The sequence below is a fragment of the Roseburia inulinivorans DSM 16841 genome, from assembly GCF_000174195.1.
GTDB classification, from domain to species: domain Bacteria; phylum Bacillota; class Clostridia; order Lachnospirales; family Lachnospiraceae; genus Roseburia; species Roseburia inulinivorans.
The window spans coordinates 27498-42143 of record NZ_ACFY01000110.1 but is presented as its reverse complement, the minus strand read 5'-3'; the positions used below and the strand labels follow the sequence as shown (position 1 = coordinate 42143).

General features: G+C 43.4%; 14 protein-coding genes, 2 pseudogenes and 1 other annotated feature. Of the genes and pseudogenes, 11 read left to right on the top strand and 5 right to left on the bottom strand.

Annotated elements, in window-relative coordinates; translation table 11 throughout:
• Window positions 1-52 precede the first annotated feature (52 nt).
• Window positions 53-1738, bottom strand: a complete 1686-nt coding sequence (locus tag ROSEINA2194_RS12665; protein WP_044927963.1) for a carbon starvation CstA family protein — start codon at window positions 1736-1738, stop codon at window positions 53-55.
• A gap of 149 nt (window positions 1739-1887) precedes the next feature.
• Window positions 1888-2144, bottom strand: a binding site (T-box leader).
• 119 nt (window positions 2145-2263) lie between these two features.
• The gene (locus ROSEINA2194_RS12660) at window positions 2264-2503 is read right to left on the bottom strand and encodes a hypothetical protein (RefSeq protein WP_007887700.1); all 240 of its coding nucleotides are present in this window, start codon (window positions 2501-2503) and stop codon (window positions 2264-2266) included.
• 274 nt (window positions 2504-2777) lie between these two features.
• On the opposite strand from ROSEINA2194_RS12660, the pseudogene thyA reads away from it, so the two are divergent.
• The 6 genes and pseudogenes from thyA (at window position 2778) to ROSEINA2194_RS12630 (ending at window position 8716) form a co-directional block, all read left to right on the top strand.
• A pseudogene (gene thyA / locus ROSEINA2194_RS12655) lies at window positions 2778-3624 on the top strand (thymidylate synthase).
• 90 nt (window positions 3625-3714) lie between these two features.
• A complete protein-coding gene (locus ROSEINA2194_RS12650; RefSeq protein WP_007887695.1) occupies window positions 3715-4206 on the top strand; it encodes a dihydrofolate reductase in 492 nt (163 codons plus the stop codon).
• 133 nt (window positions 4207-4339) lie between these two features.
• Window positions 4340-5293 (top strand): AEC family transporter, encoded by a 954-nt coding sequence (locus tag ROSEINA2194_RS12645; protein WP_007887689.1) that lies wholly within the window; start codon window positions 4340-4342, stop codon window positions 5291-5293.
• A gap of 93 nt (window positions 5294-5386) precedes the next feature.
• Window positions 5387-7108 carry a biosynthetic-type acetolactate synthase large subunit gene (gene ilvB / locus ROSEINA2194_RS12640; RefSeq protein WP_007887686.1) on the top strand — a complete coding sequence of 574 codons (1722 nt, stop codon included), beginning with the start codon at window positions 5387-5389 and terminating at the stop codon, window positions 7106-7108.
• A gap of 33 nt (window positions 7109-7141) precedes the next feature.
• Window positions 7142-7640 (top strand): annotated as a pseudogene (gene ilvN, locus ROSEINA2194_RS12635) (acetolactate synthase small subunit).
• Window positions 7641-7813: 173 nt separating this feature from the next.
• A complete protein-coding gene (locus ROSEINA2194_RS12630; protein ID WP_118126427.1) occupies window positions 7814-8716 on the top strand; it encodes a DegV family protein in 903 nt (300 codons plus the stop codon).
• A 131-nt stretch (window positions 8717-8847) separates the two neighbouring features.
• Here the strand turns inward: ROSEINA2194_RS12630 and ROSEINA2194_RS12625 are convergent, their stop codons facing one another.
• Window positions 8848-9978, bottom strand: coding sequence for a pyridoxal-phosphate-dependent aminotransferase family protein (locus ROSEINA2194_RS12625; protein ID WP_044927947.1), 1131 nt, complete (start codon window positions 9976-9978; stop codon window positions 8848-8850).
• 56 nt (window positions 9979-10034) lie between these two features.
• Complete coding sequence (locus ROSEINA2194_RS12620; RefSeq protein ID WP_007887674.1) at window positions 10035-10583, bottom strand: ECF transporter S component; 549 nt, start codon at window positions 10581-10583, stop codon at window positions 10035-10037.
• 218 nt (window positions 10584-10801) lie between these two features.
• Here ROSEINA2194_RS12620 and ROSEINA2194_RS12615 point away from each other — a divergent pair, with 218 nt between their 5' ends.
• The 3 genes from ROSEINA2194_RS12615 to ROSEINA2194_RS12605 are packed head-to-tail and all read left to right on the top strand — an operon-like array spanning window position 10802 to window position 13050.
• Window positions 10802-11128, top strand: coding sequence for a PadR family transcriptional regulator (locus tag ROSEINA2194_RS12615; RefSeq protein ID WP_007887672.1), 327 nt, complete (start codon window positions 10802-10804; stop codon window positions 11126-11128).
• Window positions 11125-11958 (top strand): DUF1700 domain-containing protein, encoded by an 834-nt coding sequence (locus ROSEINA2194_RS12610; RefSeq protein ID WP_007887670.1) that lies wholly within the window; start codon window positions 11125-11127, stop codon window positions 11956-11958. Before ROSEINA2194_RS12615 ends, ROSEINA2194_RS12610 begins: the two co-directional genes overlap by 4 nt.
• Before the next feature lie 6 nt (window positions 11959-11964).
• Window positions 11965-13050, top strand: a complete 1086-nt coding sequence (locus ROSEINA2194_RS12605) for a DUF4097 family beta strand repeat-containing protein (protein ID WP_007887668.1) — start codon at window positions 11965-11967, stop codon at window positions 13048-13050.
• A gap of 84 nt (window positions 13051-13134) precedes the next feature.
• Here the strand turns inward: ROSEINA2194_RS12605 and ROSEINA2194_RS21200 are convergent, their stop codons facing one another.
• Window positions 13135-13284, bottom strand: coding sequence for a hypothetical protein (locus tag ROSEINA2194_RS21200; RefSeq protein WP_172727121.1), 150 nt, complete (start codon window positions 13282-13284; stop codon window positions 13135-13137).
• A 130-nt stretch (window positions 13285-13414) separates the two neighbouring features.
• Between ROSEINA2194_RS21200 and ROSEINA2194_RS22135 the strand changes: the two genes are divergently transcribed.
• Together ROSEINA2194_RS22135 and ROSEINA2194_RS22130 are read left to right on the top strand one after the other, a co-directional pair.
• A complete protein-coding gene (locus ROSEINA2194_RS22135; RefSeq protein WP_007887663.1) occupies window positions 13415-14194 on the top strand; it encodes a CapA family protein in 780 nt (259 codons plus the stop codon).
• On the top strand, window positions 14167-14640 hold the full coding sequence (locus tag ROSEINA2194_RS22130; RefSeq protein ID WP_252832631.1) for a CapA family protein: 474 nt from the start codon (window positions 14167-14169) through the stop codon (window positions 14638-14640). Before ROSEINA2194_RS22135 ends, ROSEINA2194_RS22130 begins: the two co-directional genes overlap by 28 nt.
• Window positions 14641-14646: the final 6 nt, after the last annotated feature.

The following is a 14646-nucleotide window of genomic DNA, read 5'->3' as shown; positions in this document are numbered from 1 at the left end:
CATCCTGAGAAAGCACCACAAAATCTGCGACACTACGCTAGTGAAACTCCGGTTAAGCCGCAGCTTTCCTGCCGAAGAGCTTTTTCAGACAACTGAATGCAACCATAACACCAAGTACCATAAGAAGTACGGCAACAACAAATTGAAGTCCGTCTACAAGAAGTGTTGCATTACCGCTCATGAAGTTGCTGACAAGGGCAATTGTTTTCTGAATCAGAGCAGTGAACGTAACTGCCAGCATAACAAACATTGGAATGTAAAGTGTCCATCCGGTACGACCGGTTGTTTTTAAGAAAACCGCTAAGGCGATCAATACAAGTGCTGCAAGCAGCTGGTTTGCAGAGCCAAACAGCGGCCAAACGTTGCTGTATCCGCCGAGTGTCAGCAAATATCCGAAAAACAGTGTGATCACAGTTGCAAAATATTTATTTGTCAGTACACGCTGTACCGGTGTCATATCTGCAGGATCGGTGGAATCTCCGTAGAACAATTCCTGGAAAGACATACGTCCGATTCTTGCAACAGAGTCAAGGGATGTCAGTGCAAGTGCAGATACACACATGGTCATAAATACAGTTGCAACGGTAACAGGGACACCAAGTTTTTCAAGGAATCCTGCGACACCGGAGGAGAAGATGGAGAATGGAGTTCCATCCGGTTTTGTTCCGTTTACGGCGACTGCGCCGACAACAACTAAGGAAACGATACCGAGTAAGGATTCTACGACCATGGCACCATAACCGACCATAGGCATATCTTTTTCGCTGCTGATCGTCTTAGAGGATGTTCCGGAAGATACCAGACTGTGGAAACCGGAAACAGCACCGCAGGCGATCGTTACGAATAAAGTAGGGAATAAACTGCTTCCACCTACATTGAATCCGCTGAATGCATTTAACTGCATGGAAGGATGTGCAACAATGACACCGACAACCGCACCAATGATCATACCGAGTAACATGAATGTTGTCATGTAATCTCTAGGCTGCATTAAAAGCCACATTGGCATAACAGATGCTAAGAACAGGTAAGCCATTACGATGTAGATCCATGCAGTTTTGGTCGTGCAGATTGGGAATTTCATACCGATGATGAACATAACGACTAAAAGTACAATTGCAACGATTGCTTTTATCACTTCGTTCATCCTGCTTCCAAGGTGCTTCTGGATTACACCGAAGATAACAGCGACAACGATAAATAACATGGAAATCGAAGCGGCAGCAGAATTGGCGTAAGAGGTTGCATCTGTCATACCTTCAACTCCGGTTCCAACAAATGTTCCGGCAACCATATCTGTAAATGCTGCGATCACTAATAAAGTAAAAAGCCAGCAGAATAACATGAAAAGTTTCCGGCCTGTTTTACCGATGTACTTCTCAATAATCATACCCATGGATTTACCTTCATTTTTTACGGATGCATATAAAGCACCGAAGTCCTGTACAGCACCGAAGAAAAGTCCGCCGATGATGAGCCAGAGCAATACCGGAACCCATCCAAAAACAGATGCAAGGATCGGACCTGTGACAGGACCTGCACCTGCGATGGAAGAAAACTGATGTGAGAATACGGTAAATTTGGAGGAGGGAACATAATCTTCGCCATCCTCATGTGTGTAAGCAGGGGTTTTGGCATTTGGGTCGATTCCCCATTTCTTTGCAAGCCAGCGTCCGTAGAAGAGGTAGCCTGCACCAAGTGCAACGATACCGATTAAAACAATAACTAAACCATTCATAACTTTTTTCCGCCTTAAGGCGGCTCCTTTCTGAAAATGTATTTTTTCTGGGAACAAAATACATTGTGCAAAGTGGAAACAATGGGATTCACATCCTGCGCACAGTCTGCTGGCATAAAAAAAGCCTTCATCTCCGGATATATTCATATCTCAAAGACGAAGGCTTAAGCTTCCGCGTTACCACTTTGTTTGCCGTAAAATACGACCTCTCTGTCTTATCTTTGTGGGCAGATGCCTACAACAATAAGCTCCTAAATAACGGTAGAATACCGGTGACACTTACTATGAAAATTCAGTGCACTGCTCGCAGAGGATAGTTCCTGAAGCTGTATACTGCCTTACACCAGCCGGCAGCTCTCTGTGATACAGGTTGCTCAGATAACCTTGTTCTGTTCGTTGCATTTTGTTCTCTGTTTGAATAACAAAATAGCACTTTGATCTGGTAAAGTCAATGGTCGATTTTTAATCTGTTTTATTGATTTATTTTAATCGTTACTGTTCACTCGTACCTCGTTCCAGTAATTTTTATTCCGCATTTAAAGAACTCATATAGTCTGTAACGGAATCAAGGTTTGCATAAATGGTTTCCATAGGTTTGCTTGCTTCATAAGCACTGTATCCGGAGTAACCGGCCCAGCCGATGATACCGGCAGCGACAAGGCAGCCAGCAACATAACCGGCGATACGCATTCTCTTTTCCTTTGCCATAATTTTCTTACGATTCTTTTTTTCTTCTTTATAACGGTCTACTTTTGCCTGACTCATAATCAATCTCCTAACTTCTTAAACTTTCTTCACTATACTGCATTTTACTGGAAAAATCAATGAAATTTGGTAGAAACAGAAATGAACTTTATGACAAAAATATATCGCAGTCATAAAATATTCGAATAACAGTCGGGATGTTATTTCTTGCACTTTATACGAAAATTGGATAGAATAGTACTGTTCGGATCGTACATGGGCATTTTACTGCAAAGGTACGAAAGAATGAGATTTTCAAATGTGCAAAATGATAGAAAGATGGGGATAGAAAAAGATGAGTCTTGCAGACAAGATTTTTGTAGATATGTGTAAGGATATTTTAGAGAACGGGACAAGCACGGAGGGCGAGAAAGTCCGCCCACACTGGGAAGATGGAACGAGTGCCTACACGATCAAAAAATTCGGTGTGGTCAACCGTTACGATCTCTCAAAAGAGTTTCCGGCAATTACATTAAGAAAAACTGCCATCAAAACATGTACGGAAGAGATGCTTTGGATCTGGCAGAGAAAATCAAATAACATCCATGATTTGAACAGTACCGTATGGGATGAATGGGCAGACGAAGATGGTTCCATCGGAAAAGCATATGGATACCAGTTAGGAGTAAAACATCAGTATAAAGAAGGCATGATGGATCAGGTTGACCGCGTGATTTATGATCTGAAACATAATCCGTTCAGCCGCCGCATTATGACAAATATTTACGTGCACCAGGATCTTCATGAAATGAATTTATATCCGTGTGCCTACAGTATGACATTTAACGTGACACACAAGGAAGGAGACGAAAAGCTGACTCTGAATGCTATCCTGAATCAGCGTTCCCAGGATGTGTTAGCGGCAAATAACTGGAATGTGTGTCAGTATGCGGTATTAATGCATATGCTTGCACAGGTGTGTGATATGCAGGTCGGCGAGCTGGTACATGTGATTGCGGATGCTCATATTTATGACCGTCATATCCCGATCATTAAGGAACTGATCGGGAGAGAAGCATCCGGCGCCAAAATTCACATTAAACCCGGAAATCAAAGATTTTTATCAGTTTACGACAAAAGATATTACCATTGAGGATTATGTGACGGGACCGCAGATCAAAAATATTCCGATCGCAGTATAAGCCTGACTGGAATATTTTATGAGAGGATAAAAGACAGGATAAAATAACACGGCACTGACAAGTGATACAGAGTGAAAAGTTGGAGGAAATATGAATTTAATCGCAGCTGTAGATAAAAACTGGGCAATCGGATGTAAGAATAAACTGCTGGTGAGTATTCCGGCAGACATGAAGTTTTTCCGTGAGACGACAACCGGGAAAGTGGTCGTCATGGGAAGAAAAACGTTGGAGAGTTTTCCAAACGGACAGCCTCTCAAAAAAAGAGTGAACATCGTGCTGACGCATGATAAAAATTTTAAGGCGGGAGATGCCATTATCGTTCATTCGATGGAAGAATTGCGGGAAGAGTTAAAGAAATATCCAAGTGAGGATATTTATGTGATCGGTGGAGAGACCATTTATAAACAGCTTCTCGATGACTGTGATGTGGCGCATATCACAAAGATCGACTATGCATTTGAGGCAGATGCCTATTTCCCGAATCTCGATGAGATGCCGGAGTGGAAAATCACGCAGGACAGTGAGGAACAGACGTATTTTGATCTGGAATATTATTTTTATAAATACGAGAGAATTAAATAATATCAATAAAGTTGTTAAAATATATCATACCAAAAAGATGAAAATTGATTTATAATTGCTAAAACCCAGACAGAGAGACTGCTGGGTTTTACCTTTACTTGAACGAGGAGTTTCCGGATAGGAAAAAGAAAAAATGGAAAATTTTATATACAGTATCAACGTGACAATGCCGATTTTTCTGGTCATGGTGATCGGATACATTTTAAAGCAGATCGGAATGCTGAATGATAACTTTGTCACAGTGGCAAATAAGTTCAATTTCAAGGTCACACTTCCGTTTATGCTATTTAAGGACATTGCGGGCGTTGATATTAAAGCAGTATTTGATATTAAATATGTACTTTTCTGTGCAATCGTGAGTACCATCTGTTTCTGGGTGGTATGGGGTACAGCAAAGCTTCTGGTGCGGGACAAAACGATCCGCGGGGCATTTGTACAGTCGTCTTTCCGCGGAAGTGCGGCGGTTATGGGGCTGGCTTTTATCCAGAATATCTACGGTTCCTCTGCAATGGGACCGCTGATGATCGTCAGTGCAGTGCCGCTCTATAATATTTTTTCTGTGATCGTGCTGACATTTGAGGCAAATGACAGCACAGGGATTGACAAGAAAGCAAAGATCCGGCAGGCGGGAATCAATATATGTAAGAATCCGATCATTTTAAGTATCCTGGCAGGACTGATCGTGGGACTGCTTGGGATCCAGTTCCCGACGCTGGTAAATAAGACGGTCAGCAACGTGGCGCAGATGGCAACCCCTTTGGCACTGATCACCATCGGAGCAGGATTTGAGGGAAGAAAAGCGCTGGCAAAGATCGCACCGACCATGGCGGCTTCTACGATCAAACTGGTGCTTCAGCCACTTGTTTTTCTGCCGGTTGCTGCCTGGATGGGATTTTCCGGGGAAAAGATGATCGCAATTCTGATTATGCTGGCATCCCCGACCACGCCGAGCTGTTATATCATGGCAAAGAGCATGAACAATGATGAAGTGCTGACGGCGAGCGTTATTGTAACAACGACATTGATGGCGGCGTTTACGTTGACCGGATGGATTTTTTTACTCAAAACATTAGGGTATATCGGTTAGTCAGAGGAAAAAAGATACATATTCAGCAGAAAGTATCATTTTATGAAAGTACAGATTATTTTGAAGTATAAATGGAAAGGGTAAGACAGAAAGATGGATATTACAGGTAGAAAATTATTTGTCAAGGCATTACAGGAAGAGGGTGTCGATACGATTTTCGGTTATCCGGGTGGAACGGTGACGGATCTTTTTGATGAATTATATAAACAGGATGAGATTGAAATTGTCTTACCAAGACATGAGCAGGGACTTTTACATGAGGCAGAGGGATATGCAAAATCGACAGGAAAAGTGGGTGTCTGTCTGGTGACCAGCGGTCCCGGTGCAACGAACATCATGACAGGACTTGCAGATGCACATTATGACAACATTCCGCTTGTCTGTTTTACCGGACAGGTGCCGTTAAGCCTGATCGGAAACGATGCTTTTCAGGAAGTTGACATTGTCGGAATGACAAGAAGTATCACAAAGTATGGCGTGACGGTCAGAGACCGCAAGGATTTAGGAAAGATCATTAAGATGGCCTTTCACATTGCAAGCACAGGAAAACCGGGACCGGTCTTAATTGATCTTCCAAAGGATATCCAGACGGCGAGCGGACCGGCAGAATATCCGGACAGCGTGCAGATCCGTGGATACAAACCGAATGAGAGCGTGCATATCGGGCAGTTGAAAAAAGCATACAAACTGTTAAAGTCAGCAAAGAAACCATTGATCCTGGCTGGCGGCGGTGTCAATATTGCAAAAGCAAATGAGCTGTTGAAAGAATTTGCAGATAAAATGAACGTTCCAGTCGTGACGACCATTATGGGAAAGGGCGCGATTGCCACAACGCATCCGCTTTATATCGGAAATACGGGGATGCATGGAAAATATGCAAGCAATAAAGCAGTCAGTGAGTGTGATGTTTTATTTTCCATCGGAACAAGATTTAACGACCGTATTACCGGAGATCTGAATGAATTTGCACCAAAAGCAAAAATTGTACATATTGACGTGGACACTGCTTCCATTTCCAGAAATGTTGTGGTAGACGTTCCAATCGTATCGGATGCAAAACTTGCCCTGGAAAAATTGCTGGAATGGGCAGAACCAAAGGATACGGCTGCATGGCAGGAGAGAATTAAGGCATGGGATGAAAAGAATCCACTTGAGATGCGCAGAGACCGCGGCATGACACCACAGATGATCATGGAACACATCAATCATACGTTTGACGAGGCGGTTTTTGTCACGGATGTAGGACAGAACCAGATGTGGGCAACGCAGTATCTGGATATTGACGAAAAACGCCAGATGATCACTTCCGGCGGGCTTGGAACAATGGGATTCGGTTTTCCAGCGGCGATCGGTGCAAAGATTGGAAACAGGAATACGGAAGTAGTCTGTGTCACCGGTGATGGCGGTTTCCAGATGAATATTCAGGAGATGGCAACAGCGATCGTGCAGGGGACACCGGTTATCATCTGCCTGCTCAATAACCAGTATCTTGGCATGGTCCGCCAGATGCAGCAGCTTTTTTATGGCAAACGCTATTCCGCAGTATGCTTAAGAAAGAGAAGAAGCTGTCCGGCAAACTGCAAGGGACCAAATGAAGCATGCCCTCCATATACACCGGATTTTGTTGCACTTGCAGAAAGCTATGGTGCGCATGGCATCCGTGTAGAGCGGGAAGAAGACATTCAGGCAGCTTTGGATAAAGCGAGAACTTACAAAGATGCACCGACAGTCATTGAATTTCTGATCTCTTCGGATGAGATCGTGCTTCCGATGGTAAAGGGCGGAAATCCGATGAGCGAGATGATTTTGAAATAGGCGGATACAGATATGGTGAGAGAGGAAAATATCATGAAAGACAGATGGATTGCACTATATGTAGAAAATCAGGTTGGTGTTCTGGCAAAGGTTTCCGGTCTTTTTTCCGGGAAATCATACAATTTGCAGAGTCTGACAGTTGGCACGACAGAGGACGAGACGGTTTCCCGTATGACCATCTGCGTTACCAGTGATGACATAACATTTGAACAGATCAAAAAGCAGCTGAACCGTATGGTTGAAGTAATCAAAGTCATTGATCTGACAGATGTACCGATTCATATGAAAGAGATTCTGTTCGCAAAGGTTCTCCGTGTGAATGCTGCGGAAAAAGAAGAAGTATTCCAGATCGCACAGGTGTTTAATGTGCAGGTGGCAGATATCGGAAATGACAGTGTCCTGCTGGAATGCAAACTGACTGCTCATAGAAATAACGAGCTGATCGCACTGTTAAAAATCGAAATTTAAGATGATTGAGGTAGTGCGCGGCGGAGCAGTAGCAATTGAATCCATCAGTACAAGCTGTAGATAATAAAATTTTTCGAAAATTATAGCAAAAGTAATGTACAACTTAAATACCCTGTGATATAATAAAAATGTTTTGAAATGTAGTATTAAAAACTACGTTGGAAAACGTATATTTAAGAATAAGAAGTCATAAAGCTATTTTGCAGATGACAGTAGTAAATAAACGAGGTATTTATGATGCAGAAAAAAGTACAGATCATCAGTGATGGTTCCTTGGATCTCTCACAGGAACTCACAAAGGAAAAAGATATTGAGGTTGTTCCATTTTACGTGTCCTTTGACAGTGAAACGTATCAGAAGGAAATGGTAGAAGTCGGTGTCAGGGAATTCTATCAGGAAATGGTGGATCACCCGACTGTTTTCCCAAAGACATCCATGCCATCCGTGCATGATTATTATGAGGTGTTTGAAAAACATGCGAAGGAGCAACTGCCGGTCATCTGTATCTGTATCACCAGAAAATTCAGTGGTTCCCTGCAGTCTGCGACAACAGCAAAAGATATGATATTAGAGGAATACCCGGATGCACAGATCACGGTCATTGATTCTACAGTCAATACTGTGCTGCAGGGATTATATGTATTAGAGGCATGCAGACTGCGCGATATGGGCTTAGAGTATCAGCAGATTGTAGATGCGTTACTGCCGATCCGTGAGACAGGAAGAATTTTTTTCACGATCGGAAGTATTGACTATTTAAAACATGGCGGAAGGATTGGAAAATTAGCCGGGATTGCAGCCAGCGCATTAAAAATCAAACCTCTGATCACGTTAAAAGAAGGTGAGATCTTTAATTCCGGCATTACAAGAAATCGTCTCAAATCCATGAAAAAAGTCGTGGATATGACAAGGGAATATTTAGACGAAGTCAATGCGAAACCGGGAGAGTACAGTTTCTGCATCGGTTATGGATATGATCATAATGAAGCTCTGGAATTTCGGGAGATGTTAAAGGACCTGATCAAAGAACGTCTTGGAATTGATGAGATCGGTATTTACCAGATCGGTGCAACCATTGGAGTGCACACAGGACCATATCCGATCGGGATCGGAATTATAAAGCATGCATTGACAGAGTAACGATGTAGGATATGAAAATAAAAGAATGACAATAAATCGCCCTGATATGATATGTACCCCTTTTCACTGGATGTCCGGTAAAAGGGGTACATATCAATTATCAGGGCGATTTTTAGTTCCGGAAGCAGGAACTAATGATAATATTTTAAGAATAATCCCGTAAGATCTCCTTTTAAGTTCACACCGAGGAAAGTAAGCGTTTCGGAAAGAGCGTACATGGTTGCGGCCATATCTTCAAAGTTTGCGTTATTTCCCATGTGTCCAATGCGGATCACTTTGCCGGAAAGATCATCAAAAGATCCGGCAAGCATGATATTGTGCTCTTTTTTCATGCGGGAAAGAATTGCATCGCAAGTGGTCTCTGCCGGAATGTCAAACACAGTGACGGTATCGGAGAAACCGCTTTCCAAGTGAAGCTTTAAACCGGCTTCTGTCAAAGCGCGTCTGGCTGCTTCGGCGATACGGTGTGTGCGTTCTTCTAACTCTGGATCGGAAGCGATATTGTCAAAAGCAGCGCGTAAGCCGTAAATATCGCTGATCGGCATGGTATAAGGAAACCATTTTTTCTCATAATATCCCTCAAAAGCCAGAAGGCTTGCATAGAAGGAACGGATCGGCGTCTTGCGTACGTGCATGGCATTTTTTACAGCATCGCTTATTGTGACAAAAGTAAGTCCCGGAGGTGCGGAAACAGCTTTCTGGGAACCGCCGCACAGAAGATCGATCTGGAACTTGTCGACATCCATGTGATTTCCAAACATTCCGGAAACGGAATCTACAACGGTCAGAATGCCGTATTCTTTTAAAAGCGGACAGATTTTTTCTACCGGATTGAGCATGCCGCTTGGGGTGTCACAGTGAACAACGGTCGCATATTTATAATCATGATGCTCCTTTAAATAAGAAGAAAGAGCATCCGGGTCGATGGCATTCAGGCGGTCGGCATGATAAAATTCCGGCACACCACCGTACATGGATACAAAGTCCGCAAAGCCTTCGCCGTACACGCCGTTCTCAATGATGAGCACCTTATCTCCCGGCTCAGTGAGGGAGGCGCAGGCAGCTTCCAGACCTAAAATTCCCTCTCCATCCAAAATGAGAGTTTCGTTTTTCGTGCCGAGCAGGGAGCTGATCAGTTCGCAGGTATCTTTATAAAATTCTACGAAATCTTCATCCAGATCAGGATTGGTACATACGAGGCTTCTTGCCATACGCACATTTTCTTTTACCTGGGTTGGTCCAGGAGTCATGACTTTATACATAATTACTTCCTTCTTTATCATAGATTGTTTTGTAAATGAGATTGGTGTTACACAGCTTATAACATTTTATTTACGATTTTCTGAAGCTGTCCGACGATCAAAAGAACGATGACAGCAGCAACACCGATCTGGACAAGGTTTCCGGGAATGGAAGTAACCGGTGCAATCCAGTTTCCGTAAATGATACCCTCTGCAATGTAGTAACCAGCGACTTTGATCACGCATGCAACTGCGATCGCAAGTGTGTTCCAGCCAAAACCGTGATGTTTTTCTGTGATGGCACCTACGGCATATCCCATCAGACCGACAATGATCAGTGTGAATGGAGCCCATGCAGTCCAGCCGGAGAGCAGATCGAAGAGTCCCATGCCGACTCCGCCGGCGATCGCACCACTTTTCTTACCAAAAATAATGGCGCAGATAAAAAGAGGTACGTTTCCGAGATGGATCAATCCGCCGTTTGCAGTGATTGGAAGTCTTATATTAATAAATGCAGTGAATACGTAGGTCAGGGCAATAAAAAGAGCCGTGATCGTGATAAAACGGATATTTGATAAAGATTTTGAATCAGCAGTCTGTGCTGTAGAGGTAGTTGATGTTTTCATAAATAAAATTCTCCTTTTTATGGTTTGTATTTGTGTCAATTCCCAGGATTGTTGTTGGGATTACTATATACAAAAACTGTCATGAATTAAAAATCCAGTTTAAAACAAATTGACCATGCCAGTTTTAAATATATAATAATATTGACAAAACAATACTATATGCTGTATAGTATTAAACAAGAAATAATATTACAAATAAAATAACAAGGAGTGAGTACATGGTATTTAATACAGGCGCAGCCCTTTTGGATGCGATTGTTCTTGCTGTCGTGTCAAAGGAGGAAGAAGGAACCTACGGATATAAGATCACGCAGGATGTGCGGAAAGCGATTGAGGTTTCAGAATCCACACTGTATCCGGTTTTGCGAAGACTGCAAAAGGATGGATACCTGATCGTGTATGACAGGGAGTGCGGAGGAAGAAACCGGAGATATTACCAGATTACGGAGACCGGCGAAGAAAAGCTGGCAGAATACCGCAGCGAGTGGGAATCGTATTCTTCGAAAATATCAGAACTATTTTCAGGAGAGGAGTCAGAAGAATGAATAAAGAAGAATTTTTAAAACGTCTGGAGCAGCTGCTTTCGGATATTTCAGAGGAAGAGAGAGCGGATGCACTTGCCTTTTACAGAAGTTATTTTGAGGATGCCGGAATTGGAAATGAGGCATCAATTTTAGAGGAACTGGAGTCGCCGGAGAAGGTGGCGGAAGTGATCAAGAAAGATCTTGGGGTGAGTGAAACGGCTGATGCGGAAACACCTGAGGAAGATGTGCGCAGCGAAAAAAATGAGACTCATACAGAAGGAACATCTGGGGATGGTCAAAATGCCAAAACACGAATGGATGATCCATATATGAACAGTTTATATGGAAGCAGTACTTACGGGTCAGGTAATTATGAGCAGAAGAATACTGCTTATACCGGCGGAACTTATGGCAGTCAGAATACGTCCGGCCAGATCGATATAGAGAATCTGAAAAAGGAAAATCAGAAGAATAAAACAGAAAAAACAGTTTTATGGGTGATCCTCGCAGTTTTGACAAGCCCGGTCTGGATCACGGTTGCAGCGGTTCTGGCGGCGATTCTTGTAGCAATTTTAGCGTGTGTGTTTGCAGTGGCAGTCAGCATTGTTGCAGTGATGGCGGCGTTAGTGATCACCGGATTTGTATTGGCAGGCATTGGTGTCGGATATCTTTTCACAAAAGGCGTGGCAGTAGGTCTTGGACTGTTAGGCGGTGGACTTTTGGTTCTTGCGCTTGGAGTACTTGCAGTGTGGCTTGTGGTATGGTGCTTTGGCTGGTTTGTCCCATGGGCAGTGAAAGGCATTGCAGGGCTTTGCAAAAAGGCATTTAGTAAGACGAAGAGAGGAGTGTGAGATGAAATGAAAAAATTTACAAAGATTATGTTGATCATTGCAGGAAGCTTAGCCGCACTCGGAATTGTTTTCAGCGGTATCGCTGCAGTGATGGGAGCCGGATGGTCAACGATCCATCGGAAAGCACTTGCCGGTGAACTTGATTTTGGTAATTGGCATATTGGCAATGGAGTTTATTATGCTTATGATCAGGGACATGGCAGCTGGGATCATTTTTGGGATGATGATTATGATGACGATGATGATTGGGACGACGAAGATTGGGATAATGACGACTGGGATGATGAGGATGACGAACTCATGGATGATAATAGGGCGGTGGAGAGTTTTGGTTCCTGGATCCTGAATCTTACGGATTTGAAGAGTGAACCGGCAGGAACGGAAAGCTGCATTATACCTTATCCGGCATCAGAAGCTGCTTCCCTGAAACTGGAACTGGATGTGGTAAATGAACTTATTTTTGAAGTGTCGGATTCTGCGGATGAGATCAGTATTAAAATGGAAAATGGGTATCAGGATTATCTTTCTACAAAACAGAAGGATTCCGCTCTGAAGGTATCCTATCACAGCGGACACCACCATTTTGAGAAAGGACCGACCTTTACGGTAGTTCTGCCAAGGCAGTGCGAAAATCTGACATTGGACATTGTAGTGGGAGCCGGGGATATTTCCATGGAAAGCGAAGCGTTTACGGCAAGAAAAGTAAATGTGTCTGTAGGAGTGGGAGAACTCTCTGTGAATCAGATCTCAGCCAGTGAGAAGGCTGTGTTTGAAGTTGGAACAGGAGATGTGTCGATTCTGAATGGACAGTTCCCGAAAGTGTCTATCGAAGCAGGAGTTGGAGATGCCGTGTTCAGCGGAAGCGTTTCAAACAAACTGGAAGTAGAGGCAGGAACCGGCGATGTCAATGTCTCTCTTACCGGAACAGAGAAAAGCTATGCATTTGATCTGTCTGCCGGACTTGGAGAAATCCGGTTGAACGGGCAGTCGAAAGGGGCTTTTGATGCGGAGTATGAGACCGGCAGCAACGGCGGAGCAGAAGTGGAACTGACTGCAGGAGTGGGAGATATTTCTGTTTTGACACAGCAGTAAAAGAGATAAAAAATAGATGGTTTACATTTTTTGTCTTTATGGTATAATATAAAAATAAAAAGGTGCTGCCGATAGACGGTTAGCCTAGATTATATGTGTTATGTAAAAATAACCGCAACCTTGGCCGGGGCGGTTATTTTTTCTGCCGTGATTATCTTTCCCGATGAGGTAAAATAATCCGGCAACACTAATTAACAAACTCATTAACTGCAAAAGTTCACTTGTTGTTATCATTAGTATCCCCTCCATTTCAGGTAAAAAATTCCTAATCTTTGTCTTTTTAATCACAATATGATATGATGAACACGAAAGAAAAAACATACAAGAATTCGTATATTTTAATAAGAAGAACAGGAGCAGGGGAATGGGAAAAAGAACACGGATTGTTTTATATGCACTGTCACTTGTGACAATGCTTGCAATGGTGACACTGATTATTTTTTCACATGGAAGACAGAGCGGTGAGCCGGCGAAAGATGTGCTGTCCGAGACGGATATCAGCAGCACGGAGGAACCGGTTCAGATACCGGAAGCGGAAGAATCAGAAGAGACGGAAGCAGCAGACGGGCAGAACAGGATCCAAAACGACACAGAACAGGAAGAAGCGGACATAGCAGGTGGAGAAACGGACAAGCAGGCAGAAGCAGGGAATACCGAAGGAGACGGCAGCACAACACTGATTTTTGCAGGGGATGTACTGTTTGCAAACGCCTTTAAAAGCAACTATGATGCGGGCGGAATTGAAAAAGTGATTGAGCCGCAGCTGCTGCAGGAGCTGCAGGATGCAGATATTTTCATGGTGAATAATGAGTTCCCGTTCAGTAATCGTGGAGAGCCGATGGAGGACAAACAGTTTACGTTTTGCTGTGATCCGAAATATGTGAAGGCTTTAAATGAGATGGGCGTGGATATTGTATCACTCGCCAACAATCACACCTTAGATTACGGAAGAGATGCGTTGTCCGATACATTTACGACACTGGACGGAGCCGGTATTTTGTATGCAGGAGCCGGAGAGACTAAAGAACGCGCATATGAATTACAGATTATCGAGAAAAATGGAAAAAATTTGGATTTCTTGCGGCATCCCGCGTGGTGCCGGAATCAAACTGGAAAGTGGAAGAGCGGACACCGGGAATGCTGACCGCTTATGATGATACAAAATTGGTACAGTTGATCAAAGAAGCGCGGAGTGAATGTGATTTCCTGTCGGTCTATATCCACTGGGGCGTGGAATACGAGGCGTATCCGCAGGACTATCAGACAAAGATTGCCACAGATTGTTTTAATGCAGGGGCAGATCTGATCCTTGGAGCACATACACACTGTTTACAGGGGATCTCCTATATCAGTGAAAAACCGGTCTTTTACAGCCTTGGAAACTTTGTGTTTGGACAGAACATTGATAAGACGGCTGCAGTGAAAGTACAGGTTTCGTCCGATGGAACCGTATCTTATGGATTACTTCCGGTTTATGCGGCGGGGGGCACAACAAAACTGATGGATACAAACTGTGCATCTGCGCTGTATCAGTATATGACACAGATTTCAGATGGCGTTACGATCGGTGCGGATGGAAAAATCAATTAAAGGGGA